General features: G+C 66.9%; 18 protein-coding genes. 14 read left to right on the top strand and 4 right to left on the bottom strand.

The genetic code is table 11. The annotated features are described in order from the left end of the window. Window positions 1-1,353 carry a nucleotide disphospho-sugar-binding domain-containing protein gene (locus tag B7R22_RS00230; protein ID WP_116409833.1) on the bottom strand — a complete coding sequence of 451 codons (1,353 nt, stop codon included), beginning with the start codon at window positions 1,351-1,353 and terminating at the stop codon, window positions 1-3. Then, on the bottom strand, window positions 1,350-3,629 hold the full coding sequence (locus B7R22_RS00225; RefSeq protein WP_116409832.1) for a glycosyltransferase: 2,280 nt from the start codon (window positions 3,627-3,629) through the stop codon (window positions 1,350-1,352). Before B7R22_RS00225 ends, B7R22_RS00230 begins: the two co-directional genes overlap by 4 nt. A 125-nt stretch (window positions 3,630-3,754) precedes the next feature. Between B7R22_RS00225 and B7R22_RS00220 the strand changes: the two genes are divergently transcribed. The 8 genes from B7R22_RS00220 to B7R22_RS00185 all read left to right on the top strand — a co-directional run bounded on the left by B7R22_RS00220 (window position 3,755) and on the right by B7R22_RS00185 (window position 11,836). Next, complete coding sequence (locus B7R22_RS00220) at window positions 3,755-4,861, top strand: histidinol-phosphate transaminase (protein ID WP_116409831.1); 1,107 nt, start codon at window positions 3,755-3,757, stop codon at window positions 4,859-4,861. Between the two features lie 35 nt (window positions 4,862-4,896). Next, on the top strand, window positions 4,897-6,018 hold the full coding sequence (locus B7R22_RS00215) for a thiamine pyrophosphate-dependent dehydrogenase E1 component subunit alpha (RefSeq protein WP_116409830.1): 1,122 nt from the start codon (window positions 4,897-4,899) through the stop codon (window positions 6,016-6,018). Further along, complete coding sequence (locus tag B7R22_RS00210) at window positions 6,018-7,004, top strand: alpha-ketoacid dehydrogenase subunit beta (RefSeq protein WP_116409829.1); 987 nt, start codon at window positions 6,018-6,020, stop codon at window positions 7,002-7,004. Before B7R22_RS00215 ends, B7R22_RS00210 begins: the two co-directional genes overlap by 1 nt. A gap of 72 nt (window positions 7,005-7,076) precedes the next feature. Continuing rightward, on the top strand, window positions 7,077-8,528 hold the full coding sequence (locus tag B7R22_RS00205; RefSeq protein WP_116409828.1) for a dihydrolipoamide acetyltransferase family protein: 1,452 nt from the start codon (window positions 7,077-7,079) through the stop codon (window positions 8,526-8,528). A gap of 112 nt (window positions 8,529-8,640) precedes the next feature. Further along, window positions 8,641-9,585 (top strand): metal ABC transporter solute-binding protein, Zn/Mn family, encoded by a 945-nt coding sequence (locus tag B7R22_RS00200; protein ID WP_116409827.1) that lies wholly within the window; start codon window positions 8,641-8,643, stop codon window positions 9,583-9,585. 10 nt (window positions 9,586-9,595) lie between these two features. Next, entirely contained in the window at window positions 9,596-10,489 is an 894-nt protein-coding gene (locus B7R22_RS00195) for a metal ABC transporter ATP-binding protein (RefSeq protein ID WP_116409826.1), read from the top strand. Further along, window positions 10,489-11,379, top strand: coding sequence for a metal ABC transporter permease (locus B7R22_RS00190; protein WP_116409825.1), 891 nt, complete (start codon window positions 10,489-10,491; stop codon window positions 11,377-11,379). The genes B7R22_RS00195 and B7R22_RS00190 overlap by 1 nt, the downstream gene beginning before the upstream one ends. A gap of 67 nt (window positions 11,380-11,446) precedes the next feature. Then, the gene (locus tag B7R22_RS00185; RefSeq protein ID WP_116409824.1) at window positions 11,447-11,836 is read left to right on the top strand and encodes a Fur family transcriptional regulator; all 390 of its coding nucleotides are present in this window, start codon (window positions 11,447-11,449) and stop codon (window positions 11,834-11,836) included. Here the strand turns inward: B7R22_RS00185 and B7R22_RS00180 are convergent. Together B7R22_RS00180 and B7R22_RS00175 are read right to left on the bottom strand one after the other, a co-directional pair. Next, complete coding sequence (locus tag B7R22_RS00180; RefSeq protein WP_116409823.1) at window positions 11,803-12,381, bottom strand: ABC transporter permease; 579 nt, start codon at window positions 12,379-12,381, stop codon at window positions 11,803-11,805. The two genes, B7R22_RS00185 and B7R22_RS00180, sit on opposite strands and share 34 nt — an antisense overlap. Beyond that, the gene (locus tag B7R22_RS00175) at window positions 12,372-12,611 is read right to left on the bottom strand and encodes a hypothetical protein (RefSeq protein WP_116409822.1); all 240 of its coding nucleotides are present in this window, start codon (window positions 12,609-12,611) and stop codon (window positions 12,372-12,374) included. Before B7R22_RS00175 ends, B7R22_RS00180 begins: the two co-directional genes overlap by 10 nt. 344 nt (window positions 12,612-12,955) lie before the next feature. Here B7R22_RS00175 and rpmB point away from each other — a divergent pair, with 344 nt between their 5' ends. From rpmB to B7R22_RS00145, 6 genes are all read left to right on the top strand, one after another. Next, complete coding sequence (gene rpmB / locus B7R22_RS00170) at window positions 12,956-13,192, top strand: 50S ribosomal protein L28 (RefSeq protein WP_116409821.1); 237 nt, start codon at window positions 12,956-12,958, stop codon at window positions 13,190-13,192. Continuing rightward, a complete protein-coding gene (gene rpmG / locus B7R22_RS00165; RefSeq protein ID WP_104245585.1) occupies window positions 13,192-13,359 on the top strand; it encodes a 50S ribosomal protein L33 in 168 nt (55 codons plus the stop codon). The genes rpmB and rpmG overlap by 1 nt, the downstream gene beginning before the upstream one ends. A gap of 3 nt (window positions 13,360-13,362) precedes the next feature. Then, window positions 13,363-13,668 carry a 30S ribosomal protein S14 gene (gene rpsN / locus B7R22_RS00160; protein ID WP_116409820.1) on the top strand — a complete coding sequence of 102 codons (306 nt, stop codon included), beginning with the start codon at window positions 13,363-13,365 and terminating at the stop codon, window positions 13,666-13,668. Between the two features lie 105 nt (window positions 13,669-13,773). Further along, complete coding sequence (locus B7R22_RS00155; RefSeq protein ID WP_104245587.1) at window positions 13,774-14,061, top strand: HU family DNA-binding protein; 288 nt, start codon at window positions 13,774-13,776, stop codon at window positions 14,059-14,061. A 157-nt stretch (window positions 14,062-14,218) separates the two neighbouring features. Next, window positions 14,219-16,168 (top strand): cytochrome c oxidase assembly protein, encoded by a 1,950-nt coding sequence (locus tag B7R22_RS00150; RefSeq protein ID WP_116409819.1) that lies wholly within the window; start codon window positions 14,219-14,221, stop codon window positions 16,166-16,168. Beyond that, the gene (locus B7R22_RS00145) at window positions 16,165-17,439 is read left to right on the top strand and encodes an ATP-dependent DNA helicase (protein WP_116409818.1); all 1,275 of its coding nucleotides are present in this window, start codon (window positions 16,165-16,167) and stop codon (window positions 17,437-17,439) included. Before B7R22_RS00150 ends, B7R22_RS00145 begins: the two co-directional genes overlap by 4 nt.

Below are 17,439 nucleotides of genomic sequence, written 5' to 3'. Positions count from 1 at the left end.
CTAATGCCGGGGTGCGGTAGCCGGTCGTGCGTGCGGCGTGCCCTGCGACGCGAGGAAGTCGTAAGCCCGCTGGGGGCCGGGCCAGGCGCGGAGCTGCTCGCCGAGGGCCCGGGCACGCGACTGTGCGGACTGGGCTTCATCGCTGGTATCCCCCAGCAGGCGGATGCTCGCCGCACGCAGCTCGGCCACGCTGGCCGTGTTCGGGTCGAGTGCGATCCCGATCCCGGCGTCGACGACACCGGCCGCCCCGGCGAACTGGTCGGTGCTGAAGGGCAGCACGAGCTGGGGGACGCCCGCCGTCGCAGCCTCTGTCACGCTGTTGTTGCCCCCATGGGTGACGATCAGACTGGCTCGTTCGAGCAGGGTCACCTGGGGCAGGAAGCCCCGCACGAGCCAGTCGGCGGGAACGCCGGCGAAGGCGGCGGGATCCGAGGACCCAGTCGCCAGGGCGACCCTCACGTCGAGCGACTGCAGGGCATCCGCGACCCGCCGGAGCACGTCGGAGCGTACCGAGAGGAAGCTGCCGAAGCTCACATAGACGACGGGTCGGTCGCTGGCGGCGAGCCACGTCTCGACCTCCTGGTCGGCGGGCTCGGTGCGCACGGCTGACCCGAGGAACACATGCCGCGGCAGGTCGGCGGTGCGGTGCGGGGGATGGAGCGCTTCGGGGTAGTTCAGCATCAGCAGGTCGCCGTGCTCGGCGAACGCGTCGGTCGTGGGTCGGGCATCCGGATTCAAAATGGCGAGGGCTGCATTCCACTCGGCTGTGAATCGATCGCGGATCCTCTCATTCAGCGTGCGGAGTTCTCCGAGCTCCTGCGCTGACGGCGTGAAGGCCGCGGGCCAGAAGGGCGGGTGGCCGTACACCTCCTCGCCGATCGGGAGGGCACTCGGATGCCCGAGCACGACGTCTCCGTAGGTCAGACCGGCGGCGTCCAACCCGAGTCGCGCTCCGAACGCGAGGTGATCGACGAGGATCTGGTTCGGCTGCGTCTTCTCCACCACAGCGAGCACTTCGCGAGCTTTCTCCACAGGTTTGTACAACAGGTCACTGCTGCGGCCCTCGGCCTGGAAACGGAGGGTCTCGATCATGCCGGAGCGCGTGGCGTCGAAGAAGCCTCGCAGGGCTTCGTCTTCGCCGACCGGCTGGTCTTCCGCACGAATGACACCGGGGTTGGACCCCCGGCCCAGTTGGAGGTTGACCCGTGAGAACCCGAAGTCCGACACGATGGATGAGGTGGCCGGCCCGGTCGCCACGACCACCTCCTCGCCGCGCTCCCGCCAGGCGGTGGCAAGGGTGGCAAGGGGCAGAAGGTGCGAGGCGTAGTCCGGGCTGATGACAAGCACGGTCACTGGGCGTACTCCGTCTGCACGGGCTCGCTCGAGCGGCCGGCGACGTCACTGTAGACGGCCGTGAGGGCGTGGGCCATCGCGCTCACGGTGAACTCGGCGTGCACCAGGTTCTGGGCACGGCTGACTCTGTCGCTGTCGGCGTCGTCCGGAGCGGCGGCGAGCTCGAAGGCGTTGCGGAGGCCGTTGCGGATGCCGGCCGGCGCCCGCGTGTCCACCAGGAACCCGGTGACACCGTCATCGATGTACGTGGCGGGGCCTCCCCCGTTCGGCGCGATGACAACCAGGCCGGCGGCGAGGGCTTCGAGCAGGGCGATGCCGAACTCCTCCTTCAGGCTGCCGCAGACATACACACCGTGCGCAGCGATGAGGGGCCGAGCGGGCTGGTGCCCGTCGCGTGCGCTCCCGAAGCGCGTCGCACCGAGCCACCGTGCGACGACGTCATTGGGGCGGTGGCCGGCGAGGATGAGCCCGTCGCGGGCGGCCGGGTGTTCGAGCAGGGTGCGCTCGATCCGGTCGAGCTGGCCCTGTTCGTCGGCCGACGGGTTCGCGAGATCGCCGCCCACGAGAACGAGATTGCTCGCCTCTCGGAGCGCCGGATCCGCTGCCCACGCTTCGACGATGGTGGCCATCCCCTTGACGTGGTGCAGCCGGCCGACGGTGATGGCGAGCGGCAGACCGTGGCGGTGGGGCGGCAGGGCGCGCACCAGTTCGTCGAGGAGGTCGAAGGCCGCGGTCGCGGAGTACGGGCCTGCCACTTCCGCAGGACCCTCAGTGCCCGACGCTGGTCGCTCCTCGGCCTCGATGAGCGCCGCTTCGATCACGGAGACGTCGATGCCCTCGGGCACCACCGTGAACCGCCCGGGGTCGTCATCGATGTCGATGCCGAGCAGCTCTCGGAGGTCGTTCCGCAGCTCGGGCCGCGGGAACAGCACCGTGTGGCCGGCCTGGCCGGCCAGCCGCTGCACGAGACGCGTTCGGAACCAGTAGTGCTCGTGCTCGTCGACGACGCCGAACGACTCGCGGGTGAGCGTGCCGGCCATGTCAAGGGCATGGATGACGCCGTGCGGATCGGGCGCGAGGGTGAACACCACAGGGATACCGAGCCGGGAGGCGACCGTGGCGGCCGCCATGCTGCCGACGTCCGCCATCCGGAGGTGCAGAACGTCGACGGGACCAAGGGCGAGCAGGGCTCGCCGGATGCCCCGTTCGGCAGCGACGCGGGTGGGCCAGGCGCTCGCGGTCGACGTCGCCTCGGCAAGCAGAGGAACGGGCGCGAGGATGTGACGCTCGTGGCTCTCCTCCGGCGCTTCTGAGAGCCACGTGTGCTCGCCCGGCAGCGCGGCCAGTGAGGCAGCAGCGCTGCCCCTGGAGAGCGTGATGACCCTGTCTATCCCCGGCTCGGCGAGCAGGGAGTCCCCGAGTCGCACGAGGAGAGTGGCGATTCCGCCGTTGTCACCGGCTCCGGCCCGCGTGAGACCCCTGTCGATGTCGGCGTGCAGGAAGAGCTGGGCGACGGTCAGCCCGCGCTGTCGGCCGGGGCGCTCTGCGGCTGCCGTGCGGAAGCCGCCGGGCAGGGGGCCGGCCGGGTTCAGGGAGAGGTCGATGTCGTAGGCGGCAAGACGCGCAACATCCCCGAGGAGCCCCTTCTGCTCGGCGAACTCCTGCACCACTGCGCGGGCACGGGCATCCACCGACCGGTCGCCGAGCGCCGCCATGGCGGCGACACGCACGAGCTCGTTCTCACCGGCGTCGGCGGCGAGAACGCACAGGGCGCGACCGGCTACGGGGCCCGGGATCAGCCCGAGCGTCTCCGCCAGACGTGCGCGCGGCGCGGGCCGTTCCTCGCTGGCCAGCGCCCCCTCGAGAGCCAGGGCGATGTGGTCGGGTGTGGTGAGGGCCCACTGCTGCAGGGTGCGCTCCGCCAAGGCACCTGTGAACCCTCCGCCGATCACTCCCCCGACGAGTCGGGAGACGGCGTCGAGGCGGGGCAGGCGGGTCCAGAAGGCCCAGGCCGCGTGCTCGCGGAGGTACGCCCGGTCTGAGGAGAGCAGTTCCGAGAGGGCGAACTCCGCCTCGTCGTCGTAGATACGGGCCAGAGCATGGACTGCGGCGATCGACGTGAGGGCATCCGAGTCATCGGCGATGAGCGACATGAGCGTCGGTACGGAGTCGGCGCCGAACCGATCGACGGCATCGGCAAGAACATCGGCCGATCTCAGCACATCGAGGATGAACGGTGTCTCGTTCAGTCGTGCAAGTGCCTGTTCAAGTTCCATGATTCATCAAGTGAAGCTCATCCGGCTGAGAACCGGCAACACCTTGACAATGCACGGCTGAGCACAGAAATCCTCCGTTGGGGGGAACGGGAGGTCATGACAGGTGGAACCCATAAACTGTGCCCATGGATGTACCCCAGACTTCCCCCGTCAAGCTGCGCCCGGAGATCGTCGCGCTGCCGGCCTACCGACAGGGGAAGGCGGTCGAGGGCGGCTTCAAGCTGTCGGCCAACGAGAATCCGTTCCCACCCCTTCCGGGTGTTCTGAGGGCGGTCCAGGATGCCTCGGAGGTGCTGCACCGCTACCCGAACGGTCACGCGCCCGAACTCTCCGCTCGGCTCGCCGAGAGGTTCGGTGTCAGCTCTGAGCAGGTCATCATCGGTGCGGGTTCGGTGTCGCTTCTCGCGCAGCTCGTGATCGCGGCGGCCGGGGTCGGCGACGAGGTGGTGTACTCCTGGCGCTCGTTCGAGGCCTACCCACTTCTGCCCGTGATGAGCGGTGCCACCAGTGTGAAAGTGCCCAACCGGGCCGATCACGGGCACGACCTCCCCGCTATGGCTAGGGCGATCACTGAACGCACACGCCTCGTCATCGTCTGTACGCCGAACAATCCCACCAGCACGATCGTCACGAACCGTGAGTTCGCCGATTTCATGGCGCAGGTGCCGACCGACCTGCTGGTCATTCTCGATGAGGCATATGCCGAATTCGTGACGGACCCCGATGCCGTGAGTGGCATACCTCTTCTCTCGCGCTATCCGAACCTGGTGGTGCTCCGCACCTTCTCGAAGGCTTACGGGCTCGCGGGGCTGCGTATCGGCTACGGGATCGGCCCTGTGCCGGTGATCGATGCGGCCCGGAGTGCGAGCATCCCTCTTGCGGTGACGCACCAGGCCCAGCGTGCCGCAATGGCCTCGCTCGATCAGGAGGCCGAGCTGCTCGAGCGTGTCGGGCACATCGCGAAGCTCCGCACGACCATCTGGAATGGCCTCCTGGCTCAGGGCTGGACGGTGCCCGAACCGCAGGGCAACTTCGTCTGGCTGTCGACCGGCGAGAACACGGATGCTGCAGCGGCCATCCTCCTCAGCCACGGCATCATGGCGAGACCCTTCTCGCCGGAGGGCATCCGCATCTCCATCGGGGAGTCGGAATCTGTAGACAAACTCTTGGCATCGACCCAAGAGATTGTGGATTTCCTCTCAAACCAGCCCGTCGCCCAGCCGATACTGTGAAGCTGGCCCCAACACAGAAGCACGAGGTAAGCCACGTGGCAGAAGTTTCGCCAGCCGTACAGTTCCTCTCGATCGATGGCGAATTCGCCCCGAACGAGGCGGCTGAGGAGTACCTCCCCTACTTGCAGGAGCTGGATGAAGCGGATCACCGCCGCTTCTACACAGACATGGCGGTGACAAGGCGCTTCGACGAGGAGTGCACCAACCTCCAGCGCCAGGGGCAGATGGGCCTCTGGCCACCGAGCCACGGCCAGGAGGCCGCGCAGGTCGGCTCTGCACGTGCCGCCCGCGCGCAGGACGTCATCTTTCCGAGCTACCGCGAGCACGCGGTGGCGCTGGTGCGCGGAGTCGACATCGTCGACATCGTGAAGGTGATGCGCGGTGTGAGCATGGGTGGATGGGATGCCACCGATCCCGCCAACGGCAACTTCCGCAACTACTGCCTCGTGATCGGTTCCCAGACCCTGCACGCGACTGGGTACGCCACCGGTGTCCGGTTCGACGGGGCATATGCGACGGGCAACGCCGAGTCGGATATAGCCGTGATGGCATACTTCGGCGACGGGGCCACGAGCCAGGGTGACGTGAGCGAGGCGTTCGTCTTCTCGGCAAGCGGCCAGAACCCCCAGGTGTTCTTCCTCCAGAACAACCACTGGGCGATCTCGGTCCCGGTCACCACCCAATCGCGCACTCCGCTCTACCTCCGTGCCCAGGGTTTCGGCATCCCGAGCGTGCAGATCGACGGCAACGACGTGCTCGCGAGCTACGCGGCCTCGAGAAAGCACCTCGACGATGCTCGAGCCGGCGGCGGCCCGCAGCTCATCGAGGCGCTGACCTACCGGATCGGCGCGCACACGACCTCCGACGACCCGACCAGGTACCAGACGCCCGAGCAACTGGCGTACTGGGTGGCGAGGGATCCGATCATCCGGTTCGAGACCTACCTGCGTTCGCAGGGGGCCGACGATGCGTTCTTCGACGAGGTGCACACGCAGGCGGAGGACTTCTCTGCCGACCTCCGTCGTCGCACGCTCGAGCTCGGCGCCCCCCCGCTCTCGACGATCTTCGACAACGCCTATTCGGAAGCCCACCCGGTCATCGATGAACAGAAGGCCTGGCTCCAGGCCTATGAGTCCTCGCTTGCGGAAGGCGCCTGATGGTAGCGGCAACAGAAGAACTCCCCCTCGCGAAGGCGTTGAACGCGGGCCTGCGGGCTGCGCTGGCAGCAGATGACCGCGTGCTCCTGATGGGTGAGGACATCGGCACGCTCGGTGGTGTCTTCCGGGTCACCGAGGGCCTGCAGGCCGAGTTCGGCACGAATCGGGTCATCGACACGCCTCTCGCCGAGTCCGGTATCGTCGGCTCGGCGATCGGCCTCGCGATGCGCGGATACCGACCGGTCTGCGAGATCCAGTTCGACGGATTCATCTACCCGGCCTTCGACCAGATCACCAGCCAACTGGCCAAGTTCACGGCGCGGACGGCGGGCGCGGTGCCGATGCCCGTGGTGATCCGCGTGCCCTACGGCGGGCACATCGGCGCGGTCGAACACCACCAGGAGAGCCCCGAGGCGTACTTCGCTCACACGGCCGGCCTTCGCGTAGTGAGCCCGAGCACACCGAACGACGGCTACTGGATGATCCAGGAGGCCATCGCCTCGAACGACCCGGTGATGTTCTTCGAGCCGAAAAGTCGTTACTGGCCGAAGGGGCCTGTCGACTTCGCCCTGAGTGCGGCGCCCCTGCACTCGACCCGCGTGGTTCGCACAGGCACCGATGTGACGGTGATCGGCCACGGCGCGATGGTCGCCAACCTCCTCCAGGCCGCGCAGGTCGCCGCGGATGAGGGCATCAGCATCGAGGTGCTCGATCTTCGCTCGCTGAGCCCTGTCGACTACGGCCCGATCCTCAGGTCGGTCGAGAAGACCGGTCGGCTGGTCGTCTGCCAGGAGGCCACCGGCTTCGCGAGCGTGGGCTCAGAGATCGCCGCGACCGTGGCCGAACGGGCCTTCTACTCGCTCGAGTCACCGGTGCTCCGGGTGTCGGGCTTCGACACCCCCTATCCGGCGTCGAAGATCGAGTCGTTCTACCTCCCCGACGCCGACAGGGTGCTCGAGGCAGTCGACCGGGCGCTCGCGTTCTGACCCCAGCCGCTCCGGTTCACCCGCCGGTCATCCCTCCGTCCACCATCCACCCCGTCGATCCCAGGAGTTCCCGTGAGTGATTCACTGTTCAGGCTGCCCGATGTGGGCGAAGGCCTGACCGAGGCAGAGATCGTCTCCTGGCGGGTGGCCGCCGGCGACACCATCGAGGTCAACCAGGTCATCGTCGAGATCGAGACGGCGAAGTCGCTGGTCGAGCTGCCGTCTCCGTTCGAGGGTGTCGTGGGCGAGCTCATGGTGAGCGAGGGGATGACCGTCGAGGTCGGTACCCCGATCATCCGGGTCACGGGCAGCGGTGCCAGTACTGGTGTCGGCGCCGGTGCTGGTGCCAGCCCGCAGCAAGTCGTCGCCGAGGTCACGCCCGTGGTGTCGGCAGAGCCCGCGGTGTCGGCAGAGCCCGCGGCGCCTGCGGAGCCCGAGGAGTCCGCGGGAGCGGTGCTGGTGGGTTACGGCATCAAGGGCCATGTCACCAGCCGCCGTCGGCCCCGCAGCGCTTCGGCACCCACGGCGGGCACGCCGGCTTCCCGAGCGGTTGCCGCACCGGCTGCTGCCGCGGCTGCCCCGTCTGCCCCGACGCCTGCCGCGACCGGCGCCGCACCTGTGGCCACCCGGCCCGTCGGGCACTCCTCACCCGCGGTGACGGGCCTGCCGGTGATCGCCAAGCCGCCGATCCGCAAGCTCGCCAAAGACCTCGACGTGAACCTCAACGAGGTCACGCCCACGGGCCTGATCGGCGATATCACACGCGACGACGTGATCAGGCATGCCTCCCAGGCGAAGGTCTTCCACAACATCGAGACCCCCCAGTGGGCGGATGAGCGCGAGGAGCGCATCCCCGTCAAGGGCGTGCGCAAACAGATCGCCAAAGCGATGGTCTCGAGTGCCTTCACCGCCCCGCACGTGGGTCTGTTCGTGGATGTGGACGCCTCCCGCACGATGGAGTTCGTGAAGCGGCTGAAGGACTCCGCCGACTTCGTGGGCGTGCGCGTGTCTCCCCTGCTCATCCTCGCCAAGGCGATCATCTGGGCGGTCCGGCGGAACCCCATGGTCAACTCGGCGTGGACCGACACGGAGATCATCGTGCGCAACTACGTGAACCTCGGCATCGCTGCGGCCACTCCCCGGGGCCTGCTGGTGCCGAACGTCAAAGAGGCGCAGTCGATGACGCTCCGGGAGCTCGCGATCGCGCTCGAGAACCTCACTCTGACGGCGCGAGAGGGTCGGACGAGCCCGGCCGACATGGCCAATGGAACGATCACGATCACGAACATCGGCGTCTTCGGCATGGACACCGGCACGCCGATCCTCAATCCGGGCGAGGTGGCCATCGTCGCCCTCGGCACGATCAAGCAGAAGCCCTGGGTCGTTGACGGCGAGGTGCGCCCCCGGTTCGTCACGACGCTGGGTGCGAGTTTCGACCACCGTGTGGTGGATGGCGACGTGGCGAGCCGATTCCTCGCGGATGTCGCGGCGATCGTCGAGGAACCCGCGCTGCTGCTCGACTGACGCTGTTCTCTCGGCTCGTTATTGCTTTTGACAATCATTATCAATAAGCTCTAGCATCGGAGGGCGCCCGCACGTGGCGCGTTCCCCCACGTCTAGATGGATCCCTCCAGCCATGCGCTCATTCCGTACCCCCACCAGGCTCGCTCTCGTCGTCGCAACCGCGCTCGCTGCGGTGACGCTCGCCGGCTGCTCGTCCGGGTCACCCGCCGCTGACGGCGCTTCGACAGCCGCTTCCGGTTCCGGCCAGATCGCCGTCGTCGCCTCGACCGATGTCTGGGGCGACATCGCCGCCCAGGTCGGCGGGGATCTCGTCTCCGTCACGTCGATCATCGACGACCCGTCGAAGGATCCGCATGAGTACGAGGCCGACGCTCAGAACCAGCTCGCCCTGTCGAAGGCCGCTGTCGTCGTCGAGAACGGCGGCGGATACGACGACTTCGTCGACACGATGCTCTCGAGTTCGAAGAACGCGGGCGCGACGATCGTGAATGCGGCCACCGTGTCGGGCTACGATCTCGCACCGACAACGGGCGCCTTCAATGAGCACCTCTGGTACGACTTCCCGACGGTGAAGAAGGTCGTCGACCAGCTTGCGACCTCGTTCGCGGCCATCGATCCGGCGGGCGCCGCGACCTTCACCGCCAACGCTTCGACGTACACCACGAAGCTCGACGCGCTCGTCGCCTCGGAGGCCGAACTGAAGTCGAGTTTCCAGGGCACCGGCGCAGCGATCACCGAGCCGGTGCCGCTGTACCTGATGGACGCCGCCGGCCTTGTCGACGAGACCCCGGCCGAGTTCAGTGAAGCCATCGAGGGGGGCACGGATGTTGCTCCAGACGTGCTCGCCCAGACCCTCGCGCTCTTCTCCGCGGGCCAGGTGAAGGTGCTCGTCTACAACGAGCAGACGAGCGGCCCGCAGACCGACGCGGTCCTCGAGGCGGCCAGGGCGGGGAACGTTCCCGTGGTTCCCGTGACCGAGACCCTGCCCACCGGCACCAGCTATCTCGACTGGATGAGCGGCAACCTGGCGGCGCTGAAGAGCGCGCTTTCGCAGTAATCTTCGGTAGATGACTCCGTCGACTTCGACCTCCCCTTCGGCCGGTGCCCCCGCGGCGCCGGCCGATGCGGTGTTGGCCCTCCGCGACGCGACGCTCGGGTTCGGCAGTCGCATGCTCTGGAGCGGGCTCGACCTCACGGTCTCCGCCGGGGAGTTCATCGCCGTGATCGGGGCGAACGGTTCGGGAAAGACGAGCCTGCTCAAGGTGATCTTCGGCCAGCAACGCCTGAGCGGGGGCACGGCAAGCTTTCTGGGCGCTCCGCTTCGACGGGGCAATCGCCGTATCGGGTACATTCCGCAACAGAAGCTGGCCGACGACGGCACGCCGCTCCGCGCCCGCGACCTGGTCGGGCTCGGCATCAGCGGGCACCGCTTCGGCGTGCCCCTGCCCTCTGCGTCGCGCCGCCACCAGGTGGACGAACTCCTCGCTGCCGTCGGAGCAACCCGCTACGCCGACGCCCCCATCTCGTCTCTCTCGGGCGGCGAGCAGCAGCGCCTGCGGGTCGGTCAGGCTCTGGCCGGCAACCCGAGCCTGCTGCTCTGCGACGAACCCCTGCTCTCGCTCGACCTGAACTACCAGCGCACGGTGAGTGAGCTGATCGACACCCAGCGCAGGGCGCGCGATCTCGGTGTGCTCTTCGTGACCCATGACATCAATCCCATCCTCGACATGGTCGATCGTGTGCTCTATCTCGCCAACGGGCGCTTTCGCATCGGCACGCCCGATGAGGTGCTGCAGTCGTCGGTGCTCTCCGCGCTCTACGGCTCACCGGTCGATGTGATCCGCACGCGAGGCCGGGTCATCGTCGTCGGCACGCCAGACGGCAGCCACGGGCATCCGGATGCCACCGGCGAAACCGCCCACCACGACCGGCACCCCACACCCGACGGACAGGCATCGTGATGACGGCGGATGCCGACTTCTGGTCGCAGATCTTCAACTTCACGAACTACGGCGAGCTGCTCGTGCTGCTGCAGAACTCGATCATCGCCGGTGCCGTGCTGGGTGTCGTCGGCGGCCTCATCGGCGTTTTCGTGATGTCGCGCGACATGGCCTTCGCCGTACACGGAATCAGCGAGCTCTCGTTCGCCGGGGCATCCGCGGGCCTGCTCTTCGGCGTGGGCGTGGTCGAGGGGTCGCTGGTGGGCTCTCTCGTCGCGGCAGCCCTGATCGGCCTGCTCGGCACCCGGGCACGCGATCGCAACTCGATCATTGCGGTGCTGATGCCCTTCGGACTCGGACTCGGTATTCTCTGTCTCGCCCTGTACCCGGGGCGTTCGGCGAACAAGTTCGGGCTGCTGACCGGCCAGATCGTGGCGGTGGACAACCCCCGCCTCGGCTCGCTGATCGCCATCTCGATCGTTGTGGTCGTCGGGCTCGCCGTCGTCTGGCGGCCGCTCATGTTCGCCAGTGTCGACGTGGACGTCGCATCGGCCCGCGGTGTTCCCACCCGGTTCCTCTCCCTGTACTTCATGCTTCTCCTCGGTCTGGCAGTGGCCGTCTCCGTGCAGGTGGTCGGCTCTCTGCTCGTGCTGTCGATCCTCGTGACTCCCGCTGCGGCGGCCCTCCGGCTGTCGTCATCGCCGGTTCTGGTGCCGCTTCTCAGTTCCCTGTTCGCCGTCGTGTCGCTGGTGGGCGGGATCATGCTCGCCCTCGGCGGTTCGGTGCCGATCAGCCCTTACGTGACCACGATCTCCTTTCTCATCTACGTGGTCTGCCGCGTCATCGCCGCTGTTCGGAAGCGCCATGGCAATAGTGGGCGCACTGCCGAACCGCTGCTGGCCCGGGGCTAAAATTGTGCACAACTGACGGAGATCGGCATTGTGGAGGAGATCGGCATAGTGGAGGAGAGGAGTGGCGATGAAGCGGAACACCTGGCAGCGTGAGGCCGTGCGCACAGCCCTCGGCACCCAGATGGGCTTCGTCAGCGCCCAGGACCTGCACTCGAACCTCAAGGGAACCGGCTCGCAGATCGGTCTTGCCACGGTGTACCGCGCCCTCGGGGACCTCGCCACAGAGGGAGAGGCCGACTCTCTGCAGTCGCCCGAGGGCGAGAGCCTCTACCGGGCGTGCTCGACGGGCCACCACCACCATCTGATCTGCCGCGGCTGCGGACTCGCCGTCGAAATCGAGGCTGACGACGTGGAGCAGTGGGCGAAGAGCGTCGCGGCCCTGCACGGCTTCTCACAGGCCGAGCACGTCGTCGATGTGTTCGGCTACTGCTCCGCGTGCGTGCCGACGGTGGACTGAGCCGGCTTCACCCGCGGACTCTGCCGGCCCTGCGGACCCTGCGGACCATGCGGACCATGCGGGTTCTGCCGATCGTCGGGGAGTTCGGGCTCGAGCCCCCCTGGGGTGCCGAGGAGCATGCTCGCGGTGGTGGGCTCGTCGAGTTCTTCCCGCTCGCCTGCGGAGATCGTGTGGATCGTTCCCGTGTCCGTGGTGAGCAGCCCGTGCCGGGACAGGATCTCGAGGTACGGCTTGCCGACGAACATGAGCACAAGACCGACCACGACGTGGTTGAGCCACGCGAAGGGCTCCGGCATGAACCATGACGGATACGCGGCGCCGGAGGAGGGCATCGAGAGGAAGACGAAGATGATCATCGCCGGAACCGCGATGAAGCACCCGGCGAAGTAGCTGAGCCCGTTCACGGCCAAGCCGACCGCGACGATCCAGCCCCACGCGACGAGGAACAGTGCGCCGAAGTGCCCGCCGACAGCGCCCACCACGGGGCCGGCGAGAACGTTGGTGATAAGGGAGATCAGCGCTCCGCCAACGACGATCACGGCCATCCGGGACCTGTGGCGAAGCGGCGCCCCATCAGTCCGATGAACATCGCCACCATGTAGCCGCCGATGCACCAGGCGAGCATGAGGTACATCGAGACGGTGCCGTACTCGTCGTAGGGCGGGAGCGGGGCGAGGTCGACCGTCGCCAGGCTCTCTACCGAGACGACGCCCGGCACCGTGCGGTCGAGGTCGGACACGAACTGCTGCGCGGCGCCGACGATCCCGACGGGCACATCGTGCGGATGGGGGCGTGGAAAGTGGCGACATACCAGAGGCAGAACGCCACGATGAAGAAGAGAGGCAGCCACAGTTGCAGGCCGATGAGCTGGAGGGAGGGGTGCAGGGTCGAGTACCAGCGGCGGTAGGCGTTCACCTCCGGCTTCCGGGGAGTGTTCACGGTCACCAGTCGCTTTCCATCCTCTCGATTACCAGAGTACGCGAGGGGGTGCTAGTGTGGGTCGCTGGTCGGCGGTATCTCCGCCTGCCTTCGTATGCGCGCCCCAGCGAGTCTCGGGTGACTCATGCCGACAAGAGAACTTGGGTAGAGCATCCGCTCTACGGTAATTGGAGGAAAATCATGGCCGCAGTGTGCCAGGTGACTGGAGCCGTTCCCGGCTTCGGTCACGCAATCTCGCACTCGCACCGACGCACCAAGCGTCGTTTCGACCCGAATGTGCAGAAGAAGACCTACTATGTTCCGTCGCTGAAGCGCAACGTGAACCTGACCCTCTCGGCCAAAGGCATCAAGGTCATTGATGCCCGCGGTATCGAGTCTGTCGTCAAAGACATCCTGGCTCGTGGGGTGAAGATCTAATGGCTAAAGCACAAGACGTACGCCCGATCATCAAGCTGCGCTCGACGGCCGGAACCGGGTACACCTACGTGACCCGCAAGAACCGCCGCAACAACCCCGACCGCCTCGTGCTGAAGAAGTACGACCCGGTCATCCGCAAGCACGTCGACTTCAGAGAGGAGCGGTAACACATGGCTAAGACAAGCAAGATCGCAAAGAACGAGCAGCGCAAGGTCATTGTGGCGCGCTGGGCAACCAAGCGCCTCGAACTGAAGAAGGCCCTCGTCGACCTGAACGGCACCGACGAGTCCCGCGAGGCAGCTCGCCTGGGCCTCCAGAAGCTTCCCCGTGACGCTTCGCCGGTGCGCGTGCGTAACCGCGACGCCGTCGACGGTCGTCCCCGCGGTCACCTCTCGAACTTCGGGATCTCCCGTGTTCGCTTCCGTGAGATGGCTCACCGGGGCGAATTGCCGGGCATCACGAAGTCAAGCTGGTAGGTTACCCTCGCGCGTCGCTTCTGAAGTGGCGCACCCGCACGACAGAATCATGAGATCCACACGAATTGCTGCTTCAGCAGCAGGATGGTCCGAGGAGGACACTAAATGGCTGACAAGTCACTGAACAAGACCGAGCTCGTCGCTGCAGTCGCCGCTTCATCTGGCCAGACGCAGACCGCCGTCAACGAGGTGCTCGACTCCCTGTTCGCAACCCTCGCCGACTCGGTGTCGAACGGCGTCAAGGTCACGATCCCGGGTTGGATCGCCGTCGAGCGCACCTCCCGTGCCGCCCGCACCGGCCGCAACCCGCAGACGGGTGAGGCAATCGAGATCGCCGCAGGCAACTCGGTCAAGATCAGCGCCGGCAGCAAGCTGAAGGCAGCCGTCAAGTAGTCACTACCTGATGCAGAGAGGGCCCCGCGTACACACGCGGGGCCCTCTCTGCGTTACGGATGCTCCTCCACAGCTGCCCCGAGTGACGGAGTTCTCCACAATCCCTGCTGCGGCGGGGTTCCCAGCTGTGCTGACGTAGGGTTGACGAGTGCCGAAAATGATCCGAGTCGCCGGCCCGGCCGCTCTGGTCGGGGTGGCTTTCGTCGCGCTGATTCTGGGTCTCGAATTCGGGGGAGGCGCGACCGCGCTCCTGCTGTCGGACCCAGGGCCGCTCGTGCGCTTCGGCCTGCCGATCGCGACCATGCTCGTGAACCTCAGCGTGGCCCTCACGATCGGTGCGCTCGTTCTCGCGCTCTTCGCCCTCCGCTCCGACAAGCCGGAGTTCGACCGGGCGATGGATGTCGCCGCCGCCGGTGCCGCGTTGCTCACGGCGACATCGGCGATAACCGGCTTCCTGAGTTTTCTGAACGTGACGTCGTCGTCAGCCAGTCTCGATTCGAAGTTCGGCGAGATCCTCGGCCAGTTCCTGGTGTCCGTGCCGCTCGGCCAGGCCTGGCTCGAGACCACTCTTCTCGCGGCGGCCGTCACGGTGCTGTGTTTCGCCGTGCGCAATCTCACCGCCCTGGTCTTCGTCGCCGTGCTCGCCGTCGTCACGCTGGTTCCGATGGCACAGCAGGGGCATGCCGCGGGAGCCGACGGGCACGACGCAGCGGTCACCGCCCTGTTCATCCACATTCTGTTCGCCGCAGTCTGGCTCGGCGGGCTGGCGGTGCTCGCCCTGCTCTCGATGCAGCTCGACAATGCACGGCTCGTCGAGGTGGTCTCGCGGTACTCCAGCGTGACACTGGTCTGCTTCATCGCTGTCGCGGCGTCGGGGTACGTCAGCGCGGAGCTGCGGGTCGGCTCGCTCGACCGGCTGCTCACGCCCTACGGCGTGCTCGTGCTCATCAAGGTCGGTGCCCTCATCGTGCTCGGGCTCATCGGCGCGATGTACCGCCGGATGCTCATCCGCCGTCTCGCCGACGGAGCCGGCCGCCGCACCTTCTGGAAGGTGGTCGTCGCTGAGCTCGCCTTCATGGGTGTCGCTTCCGGTGTCGCGGTGGCCCTGGCGCGAACCGCCACGCCCGTGCCCGAGACGGTTCCGCCCGAGGCGACCCCCGCACAGATCCTGACCGGATCGCCGCTTCCGGTAGAGCTCACCTACGGCAACTTCCTCTCGGCCTGGAACTTCGACCTGCTCTGGATCCTCATCTGCGGTTTCGGCATCTTCTTCTACATCGCCGGGGTGGTGCGGCTCCGCCGGCGCGGCGACTCCTGGCCTCTGCACCGTACGATCCTCTGGGTGCTGGGCATGCTGTTGCTGCTCTTCGTCACCAACGGATTCATGAACGTGTACGAGAAGTACCTGTTCAGCATCCACATGCTCGGGCACATGATCCTCGCCATGATGATCCCGATCCTGCTGGTGTCGGCCGGGCCGGTGACGCTTGCGCTCCGCGCCATCCACAAGCGCACCGACGGTACGCGCGGCGGTCGCGAATGGATCCTCCTCGCAGTGCACTCGAAGGCCGGCACCTTCCTCGCGAACCCCGTCGTCGCGGCCGTGCTCTTCGCGACGAGCCTCCTCACCTTCTACTACACGCCTCTGTTCCGCTGGGCGACGACCGACCACATCGGGCACGAGTGGATGATCGTGCACTTCCTCATCGTGGGCTATCTGTTCGCACAGGCGCTGATCGGCGTCGACCCCGTTCCGTATCGGCTGCCGTACCCGTTCCGTCTGCTGCTTCTGCTCGCCACGATGGCGTTCCACGCCTTCTTCGGTCTCACGCTGATGACAGGATCCGGGCTGCTGCTGGCCGACTGGTACGGCTCGATGGGCCGGCCCTGGGGGGCGAGTGCCATCGCCGACCAGCAAGCCGGCGGCGGCATCGCCTGGAGCATCGGCGAGATCCCCACCCTGATCCTGGCCATCGCGGTGGCGATCCAGTGGGGGAGGAACGACACCAAGGAGACCAAGCGGCTCGACCGGAACGCCGATCGCACCAACGATGCCGAACTCACCGAGTACAACCGCATGTTGGAGCGATTGGACACCCGGCGGTGAGTGGCCCGGTCGGCGCAAAGACGCTCTCGGCCGAGCAGCAGCGGGTCTTCGAGCTCATCGAGAGCACCAAGAAGCACGTCTTCGTGACCGGTCGGGCGGGCACGGGCAAGTCCACGCTGCTGAACCATCTCGCCTGGAACACCGAGAAGCAACTGGTGATCTCTGCCCCGACAGGCGTCGCCGCCCTGAATGTGGGCGGCCAGACCATCCATTCGCTCTTCCGGCTGCCGATCGGCGTGATCGCCGACCACGACATCGACCAGAACGCCGAGGTGCGGAAGCTCCTCAACACGATCGACACTCTGGTCATCGACGAGGTGTCGATGGTCAATGCCGACCTGATGGACGCGATCGACCGAAGCCTGAGACAAGCCAGGCAACGACCGCTCGAAGCCTTCGGTGGGGTGCAGGTGGTGCTGTTCGGCGACCCCTACCAGCTGGCTCCGGTGCCGGGCGACTCCGATGAACGGGCGTACTTCTCCGACCACTACGCCTCGATGTGGTTCTTCGACGCGAAGGTCTGGGGCGAGACGCAGCTGAACATCGTCGAACTGACGGAGATCCACCGGCAGAGCGACGACGACTTCAAATTCATGCTGAATGCGGTGCGGCACGGCATGGTCACCAAGGAGATCGCCGACGTTCTGAACGGTGCTGGAGCGCGTACGCCGCCGAATGACGGCACGATCACCCTCGCGACCCGCAACGACTCGGTCAACCGCATCAACGCGGAGGCGCTGAAGCGGTTGAAGGGCCCGGTGAAGACAGCTCGGGCAGAGGTCTCCGGTGACTTCGCCGGCCGCACCTTCCCGGCCGACGAGAGCCTCGAATTGAAGGCCGGTGCGCGGGTGATGTTCCTCCGCAACGACTCCGAGCAGCGCTGGGTGAACGGCACCGTCGGCACGGTGACGAAGATCGCGGGATCCGTCTGGGTGGAGGTCGACGGCGACGTGCACGAGGTGGAGCCGGTGAGCTGGGAGAAGTACAAGTACTCCTACTCGGCCACGAGCAAGGAGCTCACGAAAGACGTGGTGGGGGAGTTCACCCAGTTCCCGTTGCGGCTGGCGTGGGCTGTCACCATCCACAAGTCGCAGGGAAAGACCTACGACTCCGCGATCGTCGACCTCGGGTCACGGGTGTTCAGTTCTGGCCAGACCTACGTGGCACTCAGCAGGCTCACCTCCCTGGAGGGGCTCTACCTGACGAGACCGCTCCGGCCGGCCGACATCATCGTCGACGCGAACGTGCAGCGCTTCATGCGCCGCGGCTGA

The organism is Subtercola boreus (genome assembly GCF_003399635.1).
In the GTDB taxonomy this organism is placed as follows: domain Bacteria; phylum Actinomycetota; class Actinomycetes; order Actinomycetales; family Microbacteriaceae; genus Subtercola; species Subtercola boreus_B.
Note: the sequence above shows the minus strand (reverse complement) of the source record. Positions and strands in the feature narration are given on the sequence as shown.

Bases quoted from the DNA above. Each gene is read 5' to 3' on its own strand.
- B7R22_RS00200 (WP_116409827.1), top strand. From the start codon at position 8,641: ATGCGCTCATTCCGTACCCCCACCAGGCTCGCTCTCGTCGTCGCAACC.
- rpmG (WP_104245585.1), top strand. From the start codon at position 13,192: ATGGCTAAAGCACAAGACGTACGCCCGATCATCAAGCTGCGCTCGACG.
- B7R22_RS00220 (WP_116409831.1), top strand. From the start codon at position 3,755: ATGGATGTACCCCAGACTTCCCCCGTCAAGCTGCGCCCGGAGATCGTC.
- B7R22_RS00225 (WP_116409832.1), bottom strand. From the start codon at position 3,629: ATGGAACTTGAACAGGCACTTGCACGACTGAACGAGACACCGTTCATC.
- B7R22_RS00155 (WP_104245587.1), top strand. From the start codon at position 13,774: ATGGCTGACAAGTCACTGAACAAGACCGAGCTCGTCGCTGCAGTCGCC.
- B7R22_RS00185 (WP_116409824.1), top strand. From the start codon at position 11,447: ATGAAGCGGAACACCTGGCAGCGTGAGGCCGTGCGCACAGCCCTCGGC.
- rpsN (WP_116409820.1), top strand. From the start codon at position 13,363: ATGGCTAAGACAAGCAAGATCGCAAAGAACGAGCAGCGCAAGGTCATT.
- B7R22_RS00190 (WP_116409825.1), top strand. From the start codon at position 10,489: ATGACGGCGGATGCCGACTTCTGGTCGCAGATCTTCAACTTCACGAAC.
- B7R22_RS00150 (WP_116409819.1), top strand. From the start codon at position 14,219: ATGATCCGAGTCGCCGGCCCGGCCGCTCTGGTCGGGGTGGCTTTCGTC.
- rpmB (WP_116409821.1), top strand. From the start codon at position 12,956: ATGGCCGCAGTGTGCCAGGTGACTGGAGCCGTTCCCGGCTTCGGTCAC.
- B7R22_RS00195 (WP_116409826.1), top strand. From the start codon at position 9,596: ATGACTCCGTCGACTTCGACCTCCCCTTCGGCCGGTGCCCCCGCGGCG.
- B7R22_RS00210 (WP_116409829.1), top strand. From the start codon at position 6,018: ATGGTAGCGGCAACAGAAGAACTCCCCCTCGCGAAGGCGTTGAACGCG.
- B7R22_RS00180 (WP_116409823.1), bottom strand. From the start codon at position 12,381: ATGGCCGTGATCGTCGTTGGCGGAGCGCTGATCTCCCTTATCACCAAC.